At 36.8% G+C, this 18,416-nt stretch carries 15 protein-coding genes; 11 read left to right on the forward strand and 4 right to left on the reverse strand.

All coding sequences use genetic code 11. The features are described from left to right. Nucleotides 1-124: 124 nt before the first annotated feature. Together WAE64_RS21610 and WAE64_RS21615 are read left to right on the forward strand one after the other, a co-directional pair. Nucleotides 125-2,098, forward strand: a complete 1,974-nt coding sequence (locus WAE64_RS21610; RefSeq protein WP_340239868.1) for a transglutaminase domain-containing protein — start codon at nucleotides 125-127, stop codon at nucleotides 2,096-2,098. A gap of 4 nt (nucleotides 2,099-2,102) precedes the next feature. Next, entirely contained in the window at nucleotides 2,103-4,001 is a 1,899-nt protein-coding gene (locus tag WAE64_RS21615) for a DUF3857 domain-containing protein (protein ID WP_340239869.1), read from the forward strand. Nucleotides 4,002-4,098: 97 nt separating this feature from the next. On the opposite strand, the gene hpt is transcribed toward WAE64_RS21615, so the two are convergent. Beyond that, nucleotides 4,099-4,635, reverse strand: coding sequence for a hypoxanthine phosphoribosyltransferase (gene hpt / locus WAE64_RS21620; protein WP_340239870.1), 537 nt, complete (start codon nucleotides 4,633-4,635; stop codon nucleotides 4,099-4,101). 141 nt (nucleotides 4,636-4,776) lie between these two features. Here hpt and WAE64_RS21625 point away from each other — a divergent pair, with 141 nt between their 5' ends. Further along, on the forward strand, nucleotides 4,777-5,991 hold the full coding sequence (locus WAE64_RS21625; RefSeq protein ID WP_340239871.1) for a tetratricopeptide repeat protein: 1,215 nt from the start codon (nucleotides 4,777-4,779) through the stop codon (nucleotides 5,989-5,991). A 42-nt stretch (nucleotides 5,992-6,033) separates the two neighbouring features. Then, nucleotides 6,034-8,391: a metallophosphoesterase gene (locus WAE64_RS21630; protein ID WP_340239872.1), complete on the forward strand. Its 2,358-nt coding sequence runs from the start codon at nucleotides 6,034-6,036 to the stop codon at nucleotides 8,389-8,391. Between the two features lie 74 nt (nucleotides 8,392-8,465). Here WAE64_RS21630 and WAE64_RS21635 read toward each other — a convergent pair whose 3' ends face one another. Beyond that, the gene (locus tag WAE64_RS21635) at nucleotides 8,466-8,936 is read right to left on the reverse strand and encodes an Lrp/AsnC family transcriptional regulator (RefSeq protein ID WP_116984584.1); all 471 of its coding nucleotides are present in this window, start codon (nucleotides 8,934-8,936) and stop codon (nucleotides 8,466-8,468) included. Nucleotides 8,937-9,164: 228 nt separating this feature from the next. Here WAE64_RS21635 and WAE64_RS21640 point away from each other — a divergent pair, with 228 nt between their 5' ends. After that, nucleotides 9,165-9,845 carry an NAD-dependent epimerase/dehydratase family protein gene (locus WAE64_RS21640; RefSeq protein ID WP_340239873.1) on the forward strand — a complete coding sequence of 227 codons (681 nt, stop codon included), beginning with the start codon at nucleotides 9,165-9,167 and terminating at the stop codon, nucleotides 9,843-9,845. A 65-nt stretch (nucleotides 9,846-9,910) separates the two neighbouring features. Here WAE64_RS21640 and WAE64_RS21645 read toward each other — a convergent pair whose 3' ends face one another. After that, nucleotides 9,911-10,528 (reverse strand): porin family protein, encoded by a 618-nt coding sequence (locus tag WAE64_RS21645; RefSeq protein ID WP_340239874.1) that lies wholly within the window; start codon nucleotides 10,526-10,528, stop codon nucleotides 9,911-9,913. A 246-nt stretch (nucleotides 10,529-10,774) separates the two neighbouring features. On the opposite strand from WAE64_RS21645, the gene radA reads away from it, so the two are divergent. Together radA and WAE64_RS21655 are read left to right on the forward strand one after the other, a co-directional pair. Next, on the forward strand, nucleotides 10,775-12,154 hold the full coding sequence (gene radA, locus WAE64_RS21650) for a DNA repair protein RadA (RefSeq protein WP_340239875.1): 1,380 nt from the start codon (nucleotides 10,775-10,777) through the stop codon (nucleotides 12,152-12,154). A gap of 67 nt (nucleotides 12,155-12,221) precedes the next feature. Next, a complete protein-coding gene (locus WAE64_RS21655; RefSeq protein ID WP_340239876.1) occupies nucleotides 12,222-13,349 on the forward strand; it encodes a hypothetical protein in 1,128 nt (375 codons plus the stop codon). Here the strand turns inward: WAE64_RS21655 and WAE64_RS21660 are convergent. Then, on the reverse strand, nucleotides 13,335-14,366 hold the full coding sequence (locus WAE64_RS21660; protein WP_340239877.1) for a helix-turn-helix transcriptional regulator: 1,032 nt from the start codon (nucleotides 14,364-14,366) through the stop codon (nucleotides 13,335-13,337). The two genes, WAE64_RS21655 and WAE64_RS21660, sit on opposite strands and share 15 nt — an antisense overlap. A 102-nt stretch (nucleotides 14,367-14,468) precedes the next feature. On the opposite strand from WAE64_RS21660, the gene WAE64_RS21665 reads away from it, so the two are divergent. From WAE64_RS21665 to WAE64_RS21680, 4 genes are read left to right on the forward strand one after another with little or no spacing between them, the layout of a single operon-like run. Beyond that, nucleotides 14,469-15,488 carry an RNA ligase gene (locus WAE64_RS21665; protein ID WP_340239878.1) on the forward strand — a complete coding sequence of 340 codons (1,020 nt, stop codon included), beginning with the start codon at nucleotides 14,469-14,471 and terminating at the stop codon, nucleotides 15,486-15,488. After that, complete coding sequence (locus WAE64_RS21670; protein ID WP_340239879.1) at nucleotides 15,485-16,519, forward strand: DNA polymerase beta superfamily protein; 1,035 nt, start codon at nucleotides 15,485-15,487, stop codon at nucleotides 16,517-16,519. Before WAE64_RS21665 ends, WAE64_RS21670 begins: the two co-directional genes overlap by 4 nt. Before the next feature lie 3 nt (nucleotides 16,520-16,522). Continuing rightward, nucleotides 16,523-17,509, forward strand: a complete 987-nt coding sequence (locus tag WAE64_RS21675) for an AAA family ATPase (RefSeq protein WP_340239880.1) — start codon at nucleotides 16,523-16,525, stop codon at nucleotides 17,507-17,509. Continuing rightward, complete coding sequence (locus WAE64_RS21680) at nucleotides 17,502-18,404, forward strand: helix-turn-helix domain-containing protein (protein WP_340239881.1); 903 nt, start codon at nucleotides 17,502-17,504, stop codon at nucleotides 18,402-18,404. Before WAE64_RS21675 ends, WAE64_RS21680 begins: the two co-directional genes overlap by 8 nt. The last annotated feature ends 12 nt before the right edge of the window (nucleotides 18,405-18,416 follow it).

Below are 18,416 nucleotides of genomic sequence, written 5' to 3' on the forward strand. Positions count from 1 at the left end.
AAGGCTTTTAGTATTTTTCGATACGGATTGGATGAGCTTAATAGAGCTTTACTGTTTGATTTACAGGCAGTTAGCAATTATTCTAAACTTTTGACATATACTTAGAAAAATTGTACTAAAAAAGATGAAAACAAATCTACTAACACTCCTGCTGTTATGCTGTGTTTACTTACTTCATGGTCAGGGAATTGTTGAACCTAAAATCAAGTTCGGCGAATTTAATCTGTCTGAGGTTGAAATGAAAACTTATGATAAAGATTCTACTGCCGATGCAGTTGTACTTTACGATTATGGTCAAACATTGTTTGATGTTCGCTCAGGTGTAATAAATATCCGTTTTATATATCACGGACGAATAAAGATTCTGAAAAAATCAGCCCTTGACTTAGGGACTATCTCTATGCGATTAGTAAAAGGGGGATATGAACGAGACCAGTTTATTACCGATATTAAAGGTTTTACCTATAACATGGAAAATGGAGAAGTGAAAAAAGAAAAACTTTCCAAAGAATCTATTTTCATAGAAAAAGCCGTTGGCGAAGTGCAGAATGTAAAAATAACGATGCCCAATGTAAAAGAAGGCTCAGTTATTGAGTATACCTATACTATTGACACGCCTTTTGGGGTTTCATTAAATCCTTCAACATGGACATTTCAAGGAGTTCACCCTGTTAAGTGGAGTATTTATGAAATTACAATCCCTGAATATTTCATATACAGAACCCTGATGTCAGGATACCTTAATTTAACAGCTAATGAAAATAAGCCTGTAAACATGACACTAGGCAGCCATGCTACCAGTGGACTCTTGCAACGCTTTGTAATGAAAGATGCTCCCGCTTTCAGAAATGAGGCATATATAACCAATATTGGTGATTATGTATCAAAAATTGATTTTGAATTGGCTAGTGTTATGTGGCCTAATGTATTAATGAAAGATTTTTCTTTAGATTATGCCGCACTGAACAAAACTTTATTGGAAAGTTCACTATTAGGCGGCCAGCTAAAGCGAACTGGTTTCCTTGATGATATTGCTAAAGAAATCAAAAGTAAGCATACAGATTCAACCGCTCGTCTGCAAGCTGCTTGCGAGTATTTACAGAAAAATGTAAAATGGAATGGCAACTATAGTATATACTCTAATAGCCTTAAAAAAGTATTGGATTCTCGCAAAGGCGATGCCGGCGACATTAATTTGCTGCTAGTTGCCCTATTAAGAGAACTAGGTTTTGATGCCAATCCGGTTATTCTGAGTACCAGAGGGCATGGCAAAATTCATGAGCAATATGCCTTACTGAAAAGGTTTAATTGTGTAGTAGCGCATATTGAACAAAATGGTAAAGATTTGTTGCTCGATGCCACCGAAGAGTTTCTTAAATTAGGAATGCTTCCGGTTGATTGCCTGAATGGAAAAGGCTGGCTGGTTCATCAGGATAAAGCCAGATTTATTTCTTTAAACCCTATCGAAAAAGACTTTGGGTTTAAGAAGGCAAATCTGATTATTGATGAAGAAGGAGAGCTAAAAGGTGTTTTTTCTAAAGCCTATGCAGGTTATGGCGGCTGGCGAGAGAAAAAAGAGTTTAAAGAAAAAGGTTCAGAAAAATATCTGGAAGAAGCTAGAAAGGAAAATGCCTCATGGGTAATCGAAAAGGCCGATTACCTTAATACCGATGATTCGGGTGCTCCTATGGAATCGCAGTATCAGGTAAGTATGAATGATTATGTAACAAAAGCAGGTAATATGCTCTACCTGAAACCAATGCTTTCGGAAGGCACAAAAGAGAATTTACTCAAAGCCAAAGAACGTGTTTATCCGATTGATTTTGCATTTCCGATAGAAGAAACGTTTATGGCAACTTTTGAATTACCAAAGGGTTATTCGATTGTAGAACTACCAAAAAATATTGCTTTGAATTTACCTGAAAACGGTGGTAGGTTTACTTATGCATCAGCAGTAAACGATAACAAACTTACTTTAACAAGCCGTATTCAATTACGAAAAGCCGTTTATTACGCAGAAGAATATCCTTTTCTACAGGAATTTTTCGATAAAATAGTAGAAAAACATAATGAGCAAATTGTATTGAAGAAAAACTAATAGCATGGTAAGGTATTTAATTTTAACAATAATAAGTTTTCAGGCTTTGGGGCAGGATTTTTCGGCTGCAACAATTCCGGTAGATTTGAAAGAAAAGGCCCATGCGGTGGTTCGGAATCATGAAACTGAATTTTATGTAAAAGACATTGGCGAAGCTGTAATACGCATAAAAGGCACAATCACGATTCTTGACGAAAAAGGTAAGGAGCATGCTAATCTGGTGATTTTATATAATAAGTTTACCAAGATAAATAACATAGAAGCCCGCATTTATGATGCGAATGGCAAGCAAGTAAAAAAGCTTAAGAGAGATGATATTGAAAGTTATAGCACTTCGTCGGGACAAAACTCTATTGAAGATAATTACGTAAAGATTGCTTCTCTAGCTCATTCTGAATATCCGTACACAATAGATTATGCCTATCAGTACACAGATAAGAACATGATGTTTTATCCTAACTGGAATGCTGTATTAGATAATGCCGAGTTCACATCGGTTGAGAAGTCTTCTTTTAAAGTTTCATTGCCAGTAGGTATAGACCTAAGGTATAAAGAGCAAAATATGCCTACAAAAGTAACTGTAATTACAGAAGATAAACGATTGAATTATAGCTGGTCGGTAAGCAACATAAAGGCGATAGAGAGAGAACCTTATACTTCTCATTATTCAGAAATTATGCCTACTGTTTACACCGCACCTTCGGACTTTAAGGTTGAGGATTACACCGGAAACGTAAAAACCTGGGACGATATAGGGAGGTTTTATGGCTCGCTGAATGTTGATAGAGACAAAGTTTCGGCAGATTTGAGTGCTAAGTTAAAAGATTTGGTAAAAAATGAGGCCGAATTGGCAAATAAGGTAAAGAAAATATATGAGTATCTGCAAGCAAATACACGCTATGTGAGTATCCAGTTAGGAATAGGTGGCTGGCAGTCAATGAAAGCCTCTGATGTAGCAAGCAAAGGCTATGGCGACTGTAAAGCCCTTACCAACTTTACAAAGGCTATGCTGAAAGAAGTTGGTATTAAATCTTATGTGGCTTTGGTGAGAGCAGGAGAAAGTAGAGCCGAAATTCAGGCTGACTTTCCCTCATTCCAGTTTAACCATGTTATTTTATGTGTGCCTACCGAAAAAGATACGTTGTGGCTCGAGTGTACAAGCCAGAATAATCCTTTTGCTTATCTGGGTAGTTTTACCAGCGATAGAAACGTTGTGCTGGTAACCGAAAGCGGTGGTAAACTGATAAGAACGCCTACGTATTTGCCCAATGATAATCAGCTTTTACGCGCAGCAACTATTGAATTAAAAGAGAATGGAGAAGCGACAGCAGATATTAAAACTGAGTACACTGGTTTACAACAAGAGATTTATGCCGAAGTAGCACACTCGCTGAATAGCGACGACCAGAAAAAATGGCTCTTAAGAAATTTAAGCCTACCAAGTGTAGAAATAATTAATTATTCATTCAAAGAGAGAAAGGAAAAACTGCCTGTGGTAGAGGAAAAGCTTAATTTGCAGTTGCGGAATATAGCTAATAAAAGCGGTACACGATTATTTATAACGCCTAATATCTTGAATCAACAGCGTAGGTTGCCGATTGCAAATGCAAACAGAAAAACAGCACTTAAATTAGATGATAACTATCTTGATATTGATAACATCTCTTTTAAAATTCCTAAAGGCTTTACTGCTGAATATCTGCCGGAACCAATAAAAATCGAAACAAAATTTGGTGCCTACTCGGCTGATGTTCAGATAAAAGATGATATGCTTATTTATAATCGCAAATTAAGTATGTTTAAAGGGCTTCACTCTGCTGCTAGCTACAATGAATGGGTAGATTTCAGAAAAAAAATTGTAAAAGCCGATAAAAATCAGATTGTTTTAATTGCTAAACCTTAGGATAAAAGGCCCGTATAAGTGATTAAGATGTAATAAATAAGAGGTCTGAGTGTTTGATATTAAGACCTCTTATTTGATGTTAATAGCTAAAAATTAGCTATTTTTCTTCTTCTAATACATAAATAGCATCTAAGTTTCTGCCGAAACCATCATAGTCTAGTCCATAGCCTACTACAAATTTGGGTTCTATTTCAAAACATACATAGTCTACTTTTAGTGGTACTTTTAGGGCTTCGGGTTTATATAATAAGGTCAGAATTTTGATAGAAGCTGGTTTCTGAGAAGCTAACTGTCCGAGTACCTCTTGCATGGTCATGCCGGTATCTACAATATCTTCAACTATAATTACGTGCCTGTTTTTAATATCTTCTTTTAAACCCAAAATCTGCTTTACCTGTCCTGTCGATTCAGTGTTTTGGTATGAAGATACTCGTATAAATGTTACCTCGCACTCAATGTCAATAGACTTAAATAAGTCGCCAATAAACATGAAGGAGCCGTTTAAAACCCCAATTAATAAGGGATTTTTTCCTTCGTAATCTTTGTTTACCTGTTGAGCGAGCTCTTTAATACGCGCTTGAAGGGCTACTGATTCAATGAAAGGTACAAAATTCTTGTCTTTTATTTGTTTCATAATTGGTGTATGGCAACAAAATATTGCCTGAATTTAGGCTGCAATTTAGTATTTTTGTACTAGAAAAATAATTTTAAGAAAATTTTAAGTTTTGCAATTTTATTTTTGTTCTCTTCGTTAATCTGATAAAAATTGATAGAAATGAAGTTTAAATATAGCTGGTTGATTTTGTTAATGGTGGCGCAGGTGGCAGAAGCACAGTTTTCGTGGTTTGGTGGCAGCACCAAAAAAAAACAGCATGAAGTGTTATTGGCCAATAGAGCGATTCAGATTGAAACCACGCAGGCCATAAATAATATGTATAATTTCAACTACGATGAAGCCGAACGTGACTTTAAATGGTTGATAGTGAAATATCCTGAGCATCCAATAGGATATTTTTTGATTGGATTGAATGAGTGGTGGAAGATTCTGCCTGATAGCAAAATTGAAAAATATGATGAGCGCTGTTTTTACTACATGGATAAAGCTATTGATTTGGCAGATGATATGCTAGACGACGACAGCGAAGACAAAGAAGCTGCATTTTTTATGTCGGCGGCTTATGCTGTAAAAGGACGCCTACACTCTGAAAGAGAGAACTGGATTAAAGCAGCCTGGGCAAGTAAACAAGCCATGAAATACCTTGAAAAATGCCGAGGATTTGGTGATTTCAGCCCGGAGTTAGCCATTGGCGATGGCCTTTATAACTATTATTCTAAATGGATTCCTGAGAATTATCCTTCTTTGAAACCCATGCTGGTGTTTTTCAGAAAAGGGGTAAAAAACGAGGGTATAAAGCAGCTAGAATATGTAGCGCAAAATGCTTTTTATACACGTATGGAAGCTAAGTATTTTCTGATGCAGATTTATTCGATGGAAAACCAACATCAAAAAGCCTATTATATGGCTCAGCAGATGCATACAATGTATCCTAATAATTCCTTTTTTCATCGTTATGCTGCCCGTACAGCCTTTGTTATAGGCAGAGCCGACGAAGCCGAAGTGCTTGCACAAGACCTACTCAATAGAGTTAATTCGGGTAAACCAGGTTACGAGGCTACTTCAGGGAGATACGCAGCCTATATATTAGGTTATATAAACCTGACGTATAAAAGAGACCTAGCTAAAGCAAAAGAATATTATCAGCAGACAATTGAATTTGCTGAGCAAAGCAAAGCTAAAGATTCAGGGTATTTTTTAAGTGCTAATATGGCATTAGGTAAAATGGCACTCACTGAAAAAGATTATCTAAAGGCTATTCAGTATTTTACTGTTGTTGCAAATAATGCTGAGAAAAAATCGGAAACTTACAAAGAAGCCAAAAAGCAAATTGAAGAAACTAAGAAAATAATGAAACCTGCTAAAAAGAAATAAATAATAATAAAAGGAGAAAGATATAAAGCAACAGATGTAATTTTGAGCCAAAATTTAATTGTATTGAAAACAGCCCAGAAGTATTTAATTATCATTCTCCTTTTTTTAGAAATTGTTCCTAAGCTTCAAGCACAAACTATTACCAGAGGACCCTACTTACAACAATTAAGCAATAGTGGCGTAATTGTTCACTGGCGCACCAATGTTGCTACTGAAAGTGTTGTAAAGGTTTATCAGAGTGATTCTACACAAGTTACTAGTGTTGCTGACTCACAACTTACAACCGAGCATGTAGTTCAGATAAGCAATCTAAAGCCCGATACACCTTATCATTATTCGGTTGGTACTACTGCACAAACCCTTGCCTCGGGTAAGGATTTTTATTTTATAACTGGCCCGCCTACAGGTAGCGCACGCCCAATTAATATCTGGGCGATGGGAGATTTTGGCGATGAGTCGACCAAGATTTATATGGAAACCCAAAAAGGAATCAAAGATAGTTACTTAAAGAATCGTCCGGCTTTTACTGACCTTTGGTTGTGGTTGGGAGACAATGCCTATTGCTGTGGAACACAAGCACAATATCAGAAACAAGTCTTTGATTTTTATGGGTCAAGTATCTTTGGTAATACTTCCTTCTCGGCTGTTCCGGGTAACCATGAATACTTTGCTAGCCCTACGGGTAGAGTCGACAGAAAAATTCCTTATTTCGATATAATCAGCGTGCCAACAAAGGGAGAAATGGGGGGGATTTCATCAAACGAGAAAGCTTATTATTCGTATGATTATGGCAATGTGCATATTATTGCACTTGATTCTGATGGCTATGATGATGGAAAATATCGGGTTTACGACGAGAAAAGTAAGCAGTATCAATGGTTAAAAAAAGATTTGGCAGCCAACAACGCTATGTGGACAATCGTGATGTTTCATCATCCACCATATACCAAGCGATCGCATGATTCAGATGCAGAGCCTGAATTACAGTATATCAGAGAGCATCTTGTTCCGCTTTTCGACCAATATAAAGTTGATTTGGTGCTTACAGGCCATAGCCATATTTATGAGCGCTCGTATCTAATGAAAAATCACAAGGGGCATTCGATGTCGTTTAATAAAGATATTCATGTGGTTCAGGATGTGAATGGGCGTTATGATGCTGATGCAGGGTCTAGGCCATTTATTAATAAGAATGAAGGGACTATTTATTGTGTAGTGGGTTCGGCTGGTAGATTAGATTGGAATGGTTCGCATGAGGTTCATCCTTCTTCTATTTATTCAAATATATCAATAGGTGGCTCTTTATTTCTGACAGTAAATGGAAATCGTTTAGATGGCAGGTGGATATGTGCCGATAATGTTGAGCGTGACCATTTTTCTGTTTTCAAGAATGTGAATAAAAGAGAAAATTTCCATGTTGAATATGGCTCTAAAGTTCATTTAACTTCTTCGTGGAAAGGGAGCCATGTGTGGTCGAACGGAAATACGAAAGATAGTGAAATAGATTACCAGGCATTACGAGCTGAAACAGTGATTGTGAAAGATTCTCTGGGCTTTCTGGAAGATGATTTTGTTATTACGGTTACACCACAACCAATTATCAGTACCGACATTACCGAGAGCGAAGTTTGTCCGGGGCAGTCAGTAAAGGCTTCTTTCAATTTACAACATACTGATTTCAATAAATGGAATTATGTCTTAGAGTTATCTGATGCCAACGGTTCTTTTGATACGCCTACTGTATTAGCAAAATTGAATCAAAATACGGTACAGTTTACACTTCCCGATAATTTGGCAGAAGGGCCTAATTACAGAGTGAGAGTTCGGCCTGATGCGGATTTTTTTGAAGAACACCCAAGCCAGAGTTTTCGGTTTAACAAACCTGCTAAAGGAGGTTTTGTTGGTGAGAAAAATATTCCGTTTGATACGCTTGTAACTTTAAATCTACGCTTTACAGGCACTGCACCCTATACCTACAAATTAAGTAATATGCCTGAAAGTGTTACTGAAAGTAGCGATGTAAGCATAAAAATTAACCCTAACCAGGCAGCAACCTATGTTTTAGAAAGTCTTAGCAATGCTTGCGGGAATGGGAAAATAGATGCCGATAATGCAAAGGTTTCGATACTAGCGCCGCTTTCGGTTGAAGATGATAATAATATGGTTTTTTCAATATTTCCAAATCCAGTTTCAAGCGATTTGATGATTGAAAATAAGACAGGAAAAACTATAAAAACACAGCTTAGTTTGCTTGATCTAAGCGGCAAAAAAGTACTGAACAAGACCTTGATGATTGAAAAAAGGGAAATAATTTCTTTAGAAGGTATTCCGGCGGGTAATTATATTCTCAAGCTCAAAACTCCATCGTTAAAAGTTAGTAAGAAAATTACAAAAATCTAAAGTAGAGAGTGCTCTAACAACAAAGCCTTTTTCTGACGTAGAAAAAGGCTTTGTCGTTAAAAAATTGTTTGTTTTCAAGGTACAGGTAACACCTGGCTATCTTTGAAACTTGAAAGAATAACCATTGTTTGTGTGTTGGCTACTTCTTCAATTTCGTTAATGGTTTCCATTATCAGTTTCTGATATGAATTTATGTCTTTGGCAATTACTTTCAATAAGAAATCGCAAGAACCGGTTACATGGTGGCACTCAATTATTTCAGGAACTCGTAAAATTTTCTCAACAAATGCATCAGTGATAGATTTTCTGTGGCCTGATAAAGAAACCTGTACGAAGGTCATAACACCTAAGCCTACTTTTTCTCTGTCTATTTGGGCATGATAACTCTTGATGATACCGGATAATTCTAGCTTTTTTACTCGTTCGAGTGTGGGTGCAGGAGATAAACCAATTTCTTTTGAAAGCTGTGCGTTTGTAATCTTGCCATTGCTCTGTAAAATCTCCAGAAGCTTATGGTCGATTGGATCGAGTTTGTTAATACTCATTTGATTATATTTATTTTGAAGTGCAAAATTTTCTTTGGTGCAAAGCTATTGGTTTTTTCTTTAAAAACATAATAAAATACGGAGTATTTGCCGAAAAAGAAAATTTTTTTTCAGTAAAATGCAAAAAGTCAGTTTTGGTAATAAATTGAATAATAGATTTCATGCTTTGGAATGGAATCTATTATTTATGTGTTAATTACAGTATGAGTCACTTAAATCAGATACTAAATGAGTAAGCAATTGGCTACAAAAATAAAGGCAATAATTACAGGTGCCACAGGCATGGTAGGAGAGGGTGTTTTACACGAATGTTTATTGCATAATGATGTTGAAGAAGTATTGGTAATAAACAGAAAACCTTGTGGTGTACAACACCCAAAACTAAAAGAAATTATTCATGCCGATTTTCAGGATTTTTCTGCAATCGAATCTCAACTTAAAGGCTACAATGCTTGCTTCTTTTGCCTTGGGGTGTCGTCGGTAGGTATGAAAGAAGATGAATATTACAAACTTACCTATACCCTGACGCTCCATGTGGCTAAAACCTTGGTTAAGCATAATCAGGATATGACATTTTGTTATGTTTCGGGAGCAAGCACAGATAGTACAGAGGCCGGAAGATTGATGTGGGCAAGGGTAAAAGGTAAAACAGAGAATGATTTAATGAAACTGCCATTTAAGCAGGTTTATAATTTTCGTCCGGCTGCTATTGAGGCTACCAAAGGTTTAAAAAATGTTTTGCCTTATTACAAATACCTGAGTTGGCTTTTTCCTGTTATTAAGTTATTTTCGCCTAATGCAGTAGTGAAGCTGAAAGATATTGGTATTGCTATGATAAATAGCGTAACCAAGGGATACGAGAAACAGATACTTGAAGTAAGCGATATAAAGATTTTGGCTGCCCGATAAAAGAAAAGCCTCTTCAACCGAAGAGACTTTCTTGGATTAACCAACAGTTACATTTCTGTAATATCTTACAATATTTTTATGCCCAGCGTTATTTGCCATCCACTGGCTTTCTGGCTGAACTGTGCGTTGTTTTGTAGATTTAGTTGTGAAATTTCAGATAAACTTCCTTCTTTTCGCAAATCAATATCGAGTCCTAATATTTTTACGCCAACACCTACCTGATATCCAAAGGTTGCTTTCTTCATGGCATCGTCGAAGCTACCAGAAGTATAATCTTTTATTGATTCGCCAAGTTTCTGGTCTTCATTAAGCTTAAATGTAGCAACCGGACCACCCATAACACGCAAAAATTTAAAGAGTTTGAACCCAACTAATACAGGGACATCAATATTACTATATTTGAATTTTACTTTCCCGTATTGGGGTGTTTCAATGGTACCACCTCTTTCGGCAAAGAGCACTTCAGGTTGTAAATAAACTTTATCGCCGATTCGCCCAAAAACACCTAAAACATACCCTGTTTGGGTGTCAAGACTTTCTTTAATATTACTGCCAAGAGAGCCCGCATCGGTATAGACTTTGTTGAAGTTAAGACCTCCTTTGATACCAAATCCTGATTGGGCAAAAGAAGCTGAAAGGGTGCAAAATAGCGCAAAAAGACTAAGAATTGAGATTTTTTTCATGATTTTTTGTGTTAAAAATGATTAGCAACGATTTAAAAGAATATACGTCAATTCATAGTATGTGTTATATTGTTGTCTGGTTTTTGAAATTAACGTATATGAATCTCGAATTCGTATTTATTAACTTATGTTTAACAGTTTTTTGGTCTTGATTGTTATCAGAATATTTATTATCTTTAAGTGTATCTGAGCATATATCTTTATAACGTATCTACATCAACTTGTTAAAATTTAAAGAAAAATTAAATGGCAAAAATTAAAACAGCCTATTTCTGTCAGAATTGTGGATATAATTCGCCTAAATGGCTAGGTCGCTGCCCCTCTTGCAGTGAATGGAGTACAATGGTAGAAGAGGTAGTGAGCAAAGACGAACCCGAAAAAGGAAACTGGAAGTTTACATCGTCTGGTGTTCCTAAGACAGCTAACAAACCTAAAACCCTCACCGAGATTACAAAACATGAGCGGTATCGGATTATTACAGACGATAATGAACTGAACAGAGTATTAGGAAGCGGCATAGTGCCGGGGTCGTTGGTATTAATCGGAGGAGAGCCGGGAATTGGGAAATCTACCCTGATGCTGCAGATTGCGCTCAGCTTAAAAGATTATACGGTCTTGTATGTATCGGGCGAAGAAAGTGAGCAGCAGATAAAAATGCGTGCAGAACGAATGAGTTTTTCGAACGATAAATGTTATATTCTGAATGAAACAGCAACCGATAATATTTTCAGGCAAATAGAGCTCACCGAGCCTGATATTGTGATTATTGATTCAATCCAGACCTTAGTTTCTCCTTTAATTGAGTCGGGAGCTGGAAGTGTCTCACAAGTAAAAGAATGTACTGCCGAGTTGATGAAGTTCTCTAAAGAGTCAGATACTCCGGTTATCATGATTGGGCATATTACCAAAGATGGTTCATTGGCTGGGCCGAAGGTGCTTGAACACATGGTTGATACAGTCTTACAGTTTGAGGGCGACCGCCACATGACCTATCGAATATTACGGACAACTAAAAACCGCTTTGGAAGTACATCTGAATTGGGTATTTATGAAATGCAAAGCGATGGCCTTCGCCAAGTGAGCAATCCATCAGAAATTCTGATTTCACAAAGAGAAGAAGACTTGAGCGGAATAACGATTGCAGCCATGCTTGAAGGTAACAGACCTTTGCTTATTGAAATACAGTCGTTAGTTAGCACGGCCACATATGGAACGCCTCAACGCACAAGCAATGGCTTTGATAGCCGACGTATGCAAATGCTGCTGGCAGTACTCGAAAAACGGGGCGGTTTCAGGCTTGGCACGCAAGATGTGTTTCTGAATATTGCCGGAGGGCTAAAAGTAGAGGACCCAGCTATTGACTTAGCTATATGTACTTCAATCGTGTCATCGTTTGAAGACCTCAGTGTTCCGCATCTTTATTGTTTTGCGGCAGAGGTAGGCTTAGGCGGTGAGGTAAGAGCCGTGAACAGAATAGAAAACCGAATTTCGGAGGCAGAAAAACTAGGGTTTAAGAAGATTTTTATCTCAAAATATAACCAGAAAGGTTTAGATACTAAAAACTATAAAATCGAGATTTTTGCCGCAAGTAAGCTCGAAGAGGTTTTCAGTGAGTTGTTTGGATAAATTTTTATGGAAAACCGTTAAACGTTTTCCATAAAAAAAGCATCTTATTGATATTAACAGCAGTATCATGAAAAAGCTTTTCATACTTTTTGTAGCATTAGCATTTGTAGGGGCTTGCTCTCCTAAAAACTGGCATTCTAATAGTGTCAGAGACGTATCTAATTACGCAAGAAAAGTTGAGCGAAAACCTACAAAAGCCAAGTTTACCGAAAGACTGCAACTTTCTTATAGAGAACAAAAAGATAAACTTCTGTTAGAAATTGAAAGTCTGGCGAAAGAACAGAAACCTTTTTATTGGGAGAAAATCCATGATAAATATAAGGTTTTGAATGATATGGCGTGGAAGATTCAGAATTGCACCAATTGTCTGAAAGACGTTACGCCTGTTTTTTATGAATCAGAACAATTTGCAGCTTTGGCAAATGCTACAGAAGAGAGGATAGAGGCTGGACTTTTAGACTTAGGTTTGAATACCAAACCTGCTGCCCAAAAAGCCTATTTTAGTTTCGTAAAAGCCCAGAAATTGTCGCCAAACAGAAGAGATATTGATTCGTTGATACAAGAATCGATAGAAGAAGGAACGGTAAGAATTGTATTGGAAGGCGATTATAGATATGATAAAAGTTATGTACAGGACATTGAACGTGATTTATTCAGAAACTTGCCTAGATATGCAGATGCCAAGCCATTTTATCAGTTTTACAGTCCAGAAGAGGCAAGTGAGAGTTTGGTTAAGCCTGACTATGTAGTTAGTTTTGGCTTTGAATACTTGAATGTTGGATTCGAGAATCGTAGTTGCTCAGAAGAAAGCTTTAGTAAAAGTTTAAAAGTAGGCGAGAAGAAGGTAGATAGTGTGAAAGTAGAACCTATTTACGAAACCGTATCAGGCAAGGTTGTAAAATGTATTAAAACTCTGAAAGCCGATGGTAGAGTGTGGTTTAAAGTAATAGACTATCAGCAAGATAAAGAGGTGCTGCACGATAGTTTTTATGATGACTACAACTGGGTAAATGAATGGGTAACGGTTTCGGGCGACTCACGGGCTTTGCCTGCAGGTGCTTCTAACTCTGGCATGGAATCTTTTTCGCCAACACGATGGACAATGCTTGATAACGTTACGAATGACTTAAGTAATTCAGTATCGTGGCGAATACGTCGGTTTATCAGAGAACAAAATTCCTTAGCTAGTAATTAGTTTGGGGTTTTCGTAGTTTTCTGCGTTCTTTTTAGCTCGCAAATGAATTCTGTTCTTTAAAGACTCAGGGGAAACTACACGCATTTTATCAGCAAAACCTAAAATTTCTCTTTCTAACTCAAAATTTATCTGTACATAAATCTGTATAACGATACCGTTTTCATTGCGTTCCAGTATTTTTTGTGAATGATGCAGTGGTTTGGTTTCAACATAAGGGGCATCTTCTTTAGCAACAAATATGGTAATTAATTCTGGTCTTAAATTAGTTGAAATAGTTACGCCGATAGCGTCTTTGTAAAATGCTTCCGAATCATACTTATCATTCTCAATATAGATGTTATTGTCATCTATCGATAAGTCCTGCATACGGTCTAGGGCCAAATGATAGACAATTTTCTGTTGCCCATGAACACCTACGGCAAACCAGCGATTTTTAAACTCTTTCAACCACCAGACATGAAAAATAAATGTGTTGGGCTCATGTGCTTTGAATGATTGATAGCTAATACGAACAGCTTTCTTCTGGATAACTGAATGGTAGAGCAAATCGAGATAAGATAAGCCTTTGAGGTTATCATTTTTTTCGAAATTAATAACTGATTGCTTTTTATGAGCCGTTGCATACACATGGTCTTCAAGTTTCTGAACAACTTCATTGAGCTGGTTGAAATGAGAGAAGCCTTTGAATTGTTTTAATAATTCCACGGCTTCATTCATTCTACCTAAATCAGCATTCGAAATAGGGATATTGGTTATACTATACTTTGGGTCTTCGTAAGTGTAGTATTTTTTATCAATTACAACAATTGGTGCAAAATAGCCAAGTTTATCGCTCCGCATTATTTGTATATCACCTTGTATCGTGCGCACGCTAATGCCCTTATCAATACCCTCGTACTCATAAAGGGTATCAGATACCTTTTCAACTAAATCTTCCAATGTCCATTTGCGGTGTCGGTTTCGTAAACAGGCATCAATTGTTTTATAGCGAACAAGGGCATTTCGGTTTGCAGGCATAGTGTTTTGAAAAAATATTTCACAAAAAAATGAAAATATTTTTATCTGCGCAAATATATTGCGTAGTGACTATTTTACTTTGTAGTGTTAATTTTAATAATCATGAATATCGAAGAATTACAGCAACTTATCGCCAACGATTATATTAATGTACAAAAGCATAATAATGCCGACTTGTATATTTATAATTACTCAGCCAAAGCACAATATGAAAGAGTTTGGAACGAATGGACTTTGGCATGTCGTGGCTTGATTATGAATGCTGAGTATGATGTTATTGCACGTCCGTTCAAGAAGTTCTTTAATTGGGGGGAGATAGAGAATCAAGAGATTCCGCAAGAATCATTTGAAGTGTATGAAAAAATGGACGGCTCTTTAGGAATATTATATTGGCTTAATGAAATTCCGTATATTGCTACCAGAGGCTCGTTTAATAGCGACCAAGCCAAAGTGGCTACCCAAATGTTGCATACAAAATATGCTACTTCAATACCGCTTTTAGATAGAGCAAAGACCTATTTGTTTGAGATCATTTATCCTGAAAACCGTATTGTGGTAAACTACGGAGATAAAAGAGCATTGGTTTTGCTGGGGGTAATCGATACAAAAACAGGAAAAGAATGCGAATTAGAGCAAATTGGTTTTGAAGTAGTGAAACTATATGATGGTGTTAAGGATTTATACCAATTAAAGAAACTCGAAGAAAGCAACCGAGAAGGATATGTAATAAAGTTTGCAGGTGGACTCCGTTTAAAAGTAAAATTTGAAGAGTATCAGCGAATTCATCATATTATTACAAGGGTATCGAACGTAAGTATCTGGGAACACTTGAAGGAAGGTAACGATTTAATGACTATTTTAGATAGAGTGCCTGATGAGTTTTATGATTGGGTGAAACTGACAGAAAAACAATTGTTTGATAACTTTAGGGCCATTGAAGCAAAAGCTAAAAATGAGTTTAAAGTTTTAGCAACCAGAAAAGATACAGCACTTTATTATCAGACTTGTAGGTATCCGGCTGTTTTGTTTAAAATGATGGAAGAAAAGCCTTATGCCCATATTATCTGGAAAATGCTCAGACCCAAATTCGAGAAACCCTTTGCAACAAATATAGAAACATGAAGATTTTATTGAAGGCTATTGTAGGTAGCCAAGCTTATGGTACAAACACTGCTAGCTCAGACATTGATTACAAAGGGGTATATGCCCAATCAATTGACGACCTGATAAGCTTTAATTATAAAGAGCAGATTGAAGTATCGAAAGATGAGTGTTATTTTGAAGTAAGGCGTTTTTTGCAATTGCTTCAATCGGCTAACCCGACAATGCTGGAGCTATTGTACATGCCGCAGGAATGCATTATTGAAAAACACCCGGCTTTTGATATTATTCTTGAAAATCGGGAGAAATTTTTGACCCAGAAATGTCTGCAATCTTTTGGTGGCTATGCCATTGCGCAAATTAGTAAAGCCAAAGGTTTAGAAAAGAAAATGAACTGGGAGCACGATAAAATTGTCAGAAAAACACCGTTTGATTTTTGTCATGTTTACGAAGACGGTAAAACTATGCCTTTGCTGTATTTTCTGGAAAGAAATAATTGGTCGGCTGAGAACTGTGGTTTAGTAGCCCTGAATCATTTCAAAAACTGCTATGCTTTATATTATGACAATTCTGGCGAGCTAGATTATAAAGGCATTGTTTCGGAAAAAGGAAATGATGTTAAACTTAGCTCGGTGCCTAAAGGCGAGAGTCCTGTAAGTATTATGAGCTTTAACAAAGAGGGTTATTCGTCGCACTGTAAAGATTATGTTGAGTATGAAACATGGCTCAAAAACCGAAATGTACAACGTTATGTAGACATTGCTAATCATCAACAACAGATTGATGGGAAAAATCTTTTGCATTGCCGACGTTTGCTCGACATGGCTATTGAAATAGCTACGCAAAAGACTATTAATGTAAGGCGCCCTAATGCGCAGGAATTACTGAAAATAAGGCGTGGAGAAATAGACCTGGCAGCATTTATGGAAAGAGCAGAAGAAGAAATTATAGAATTAAACGAACTCTTTGCCAAAAGCGGCTTGCCAAAGGAAGTAGATACTGAATTTGTTAATGATTTGCTACTGAAAGTAAGACATGAAGTAATAAAATAGCAGATGGAGAAACTAAAAAAAGGCTTGGTATTCGGGAAATTTATGCCTGTGCATAAGGGGCATCTGGCCCTAATTGCATTTGCAAAATCTCGGTGTGAACACCTGATTGTTTCTATGAGTTTTATGCCAAACGACCCTATAAACCATACTTTACGTTTTGCCTGGCTACAAAAGATTTTTGAAGGAGACAATGCTATAACGCTGGTAGAAAAGATTGACGATTTTCATGACGAAAGTTTGCCGCTTTTTGAGGCTACCAAGCTTTGGGCTGATTTTATACGCAGAGAGTTTCCGGACATTGAAGGGTTTTTCTGTTCTGAAGATTATGGCGAACCGCTGGCATTTCATCTAGGTTTGCCTTGTATATGGTTTGATAAAGCTCGTGAGCAGGTTCCGGTTTCGGCAACTAAAATCAGGCAAAATCCTTTTCAATATTGGGATTTTATCCCCTTAGTAGTTCAGCCTTACTTTGTAAAAAAAATATGTCTTTTTGGACCTGAAAGCGTGGGTAAAACGGTATTGAGCCAGAAATTAGCTGAGTATTATAAAACTGTGTTTGTTCCAGAAGCAGCACGTGAAATACTGACATCGAATGATATTGACGTGGGTATTATTACTAAAATAGGTGAAAGGCAAACTGAATTAGTGAAAGAAAAAATGGCAATTGCCAATAAGCTTTTGTTTTGTGATACCGACCTCATAACAACGCAGATTTATGCACAACATTATCTGGATTTTGTGCCTGCCGTATTAAAGTCACTAGAACAAGAAGTAGTTTATGATTTGTATTTTTTACTTGATATCGATGTGCCTTGGGTTAATGACCCACTTCGGGATTTAGGCCACAGAAGAGCAGAAATGTATCAGGTTTTTAAAGCTGAACTTGATGCGCGCCAAATTAGCTATGTAAGCATAAATGGGAATTGGGAAGAAAGAATGGAGAAGATGATAGCTGAAATAAACAGATTAACGATTTTGAAAGATGAATAAGACAGAAACTATCAGAGATTTTTATAAGATAAAGGTAAATTATATACCCGAAAACTTAGATAAGGAAATGGGGCATTTCAATGTATTCAAATTGGAAGATTTCTTACCTCGTTATACAAGCGAAATTCCTTATAGCCGCAAAGATTTTTTTAAAATCAGTCTTATCATTGGTAAGAATAGGGCAAACTATGCTGATAAAACCATAGAAATAGATAAGCAGGCCATTTTATTTGCCAATCCTCAGATTCCGTATAATTGGGAGTATTTAGAAGATGAGCAGGCTGGCTATTTTTGCGTTTTTACCGAAGAGTTTTTCAATCAGTTTGGCAAAATAAAAGACTATCCGGTATTTAAACCCGGTGGAAACCCAATCTTTTTTCTTGATGATGAAGATTTGGTTAGGATAAAAGGAATTTTTCTAAGGATAATAGATGAAATAAATTCTGATTATGCCTACAAATATGATTTAATAAGGGCACTTGTGGTAGAGCTGATTCATACCGCACAAAAATTACAACCCGCACCAATAACGCAGTCAAACCAGAATGCCTACACCAGAATTGCCTCTATTTTTATGGAGCTATTAGAGCGGCAGTTTCCGATTGAATCGCTGGGGCAGCAGGTGAGTTTTCGTTCTCCTGTTGATTATGCCAATCAACTATCGTTGCATGTTAACTACCTGAATAGAGCATTGAAAGAGACTGTTGGTAAAACAACTTCGCAGCTCATTGGTGAGCGTATAGCACAGGAAGCGAAGTCATTGTTGAAACACAGTGATTGGAATATCTCCGAAATTGGCTATAGTTTAGGCTTTGAAGAAGCACCGCATTTTGTTAATTTCTTCAAGAAATATACGCAACTCACGCCTAATTCTTTTCGTGCTGCCCAGGCCTAGTTTGATTTTTGC

The sequence above is a fragment of the Emticicia soli genome, from assembly GCF_037860775.1.
GTDB classification, from domain to species: Bacteria; Bacteroidota; Bacteroidia; order Cytophagales; family Spirosomataceae; genus Emticicia; species Emticicia soli.

Excerpts from the sequence above, each read along its gene's own strand:
- WAE64_RS21655 (WP_340239876.1), top strand. The coding sequence starts at position 12,222 with ATGAAAAAGCTTTTCATACTTTTTGTAGCATTAGCATTTGTAGGGGCT.
- radA (WP_340239875.1), top strand. The coding sequence starts at position 10,775 with ATGGCAAAAATTAAAACAGCCTATTTCTGTCAGAATTGTGGATATAAT.
- WAE64_RS21645 (WP_340239874.1), bottom strand. The coding sequence starts at position 10,528 with ATGAAAAAAATCTCAATTCTTAGTCTTTTTGCGCTATTTTGCACCCTT.
- WAE64_RS21660 (WP_340239877.1), bottom strand. The coding sequence starts at position 14,366 with ATGCCTGCAAACCGAAATGCCCTTGTTCGCTATAAAACAATTGATGCC.
- WAE64_RS21680 (WP_340239881.1), top strand. The coding sequence starts at position 17,502 with ATGAATAAGACAGAAACTATCAGAGATTTTTATAAGATAAAGGTAAAT.
- WAE64_RS21635 (WP_116984584.1), bottom strand. The coding sequence starts at position 8,936 with ATGAGTATTAACAAACTCGATCCAATCGACCATAAGCTTCTGGAGATT.
- WAE64_RS21675 (WP_340239880.1), top strand. The coding sequence starts at position 16,523 with ATGGAGAAACTAAAAAAAGGCTTGGTATTCGGGAAATTTATGCCTGTG.
- hpt (WP_340239870.1), bottom strand. The coding sequence starts at position 4,635 with ATGAAACAAATAAAAGACAAGAATTTTGTACCTTTCATTGAATCAGTA.
- WAE64_RS21625 (WP_340239871.1), top strand. The coding sequence starts at position 4,777 with ATGAAGTTTAAATATAGCTGGTTGATTTTGTTAATGGTGGCGCAGGTG.
- WAE64_RS21670 (WP_340239879.1), top strand. The coding sequence starts at position 15,485 with ATGAAGATTTTATTGAAGGCTATTGTAGGTAGCCAAGCTTATGGTACA.
- WAE64_RS21610 (WP_340239868.1), top strand. The coding sequence starts at position 125 with ATGAAAACAAATCTACTAACACTCCTGCTGTTATGCTGTGTTTACTTA.
- WAE64_RS21665 (WP_340239878.1), top strand. The coding sequence starts at position 14,469 with ATGAATATCGAAGAATTACAGCAACTTATCGCCAACGATTATATTAAT.
- WAE64_RS21640 (WP_340239873.1), top strand. The coding sequence starts at position 9,165 with ATGAGTAAGCAATTGGCTACAAAAATAAAGGCAATAATTACAGGTGCC.
- WAE64_RS21615 (WP_340239869.1), top strand. The coding sequence starts at position 2,103 with ATGGTAAGGTATTTAATTTTAACAATAATAAGTTTTCAGGCTTTGGGG.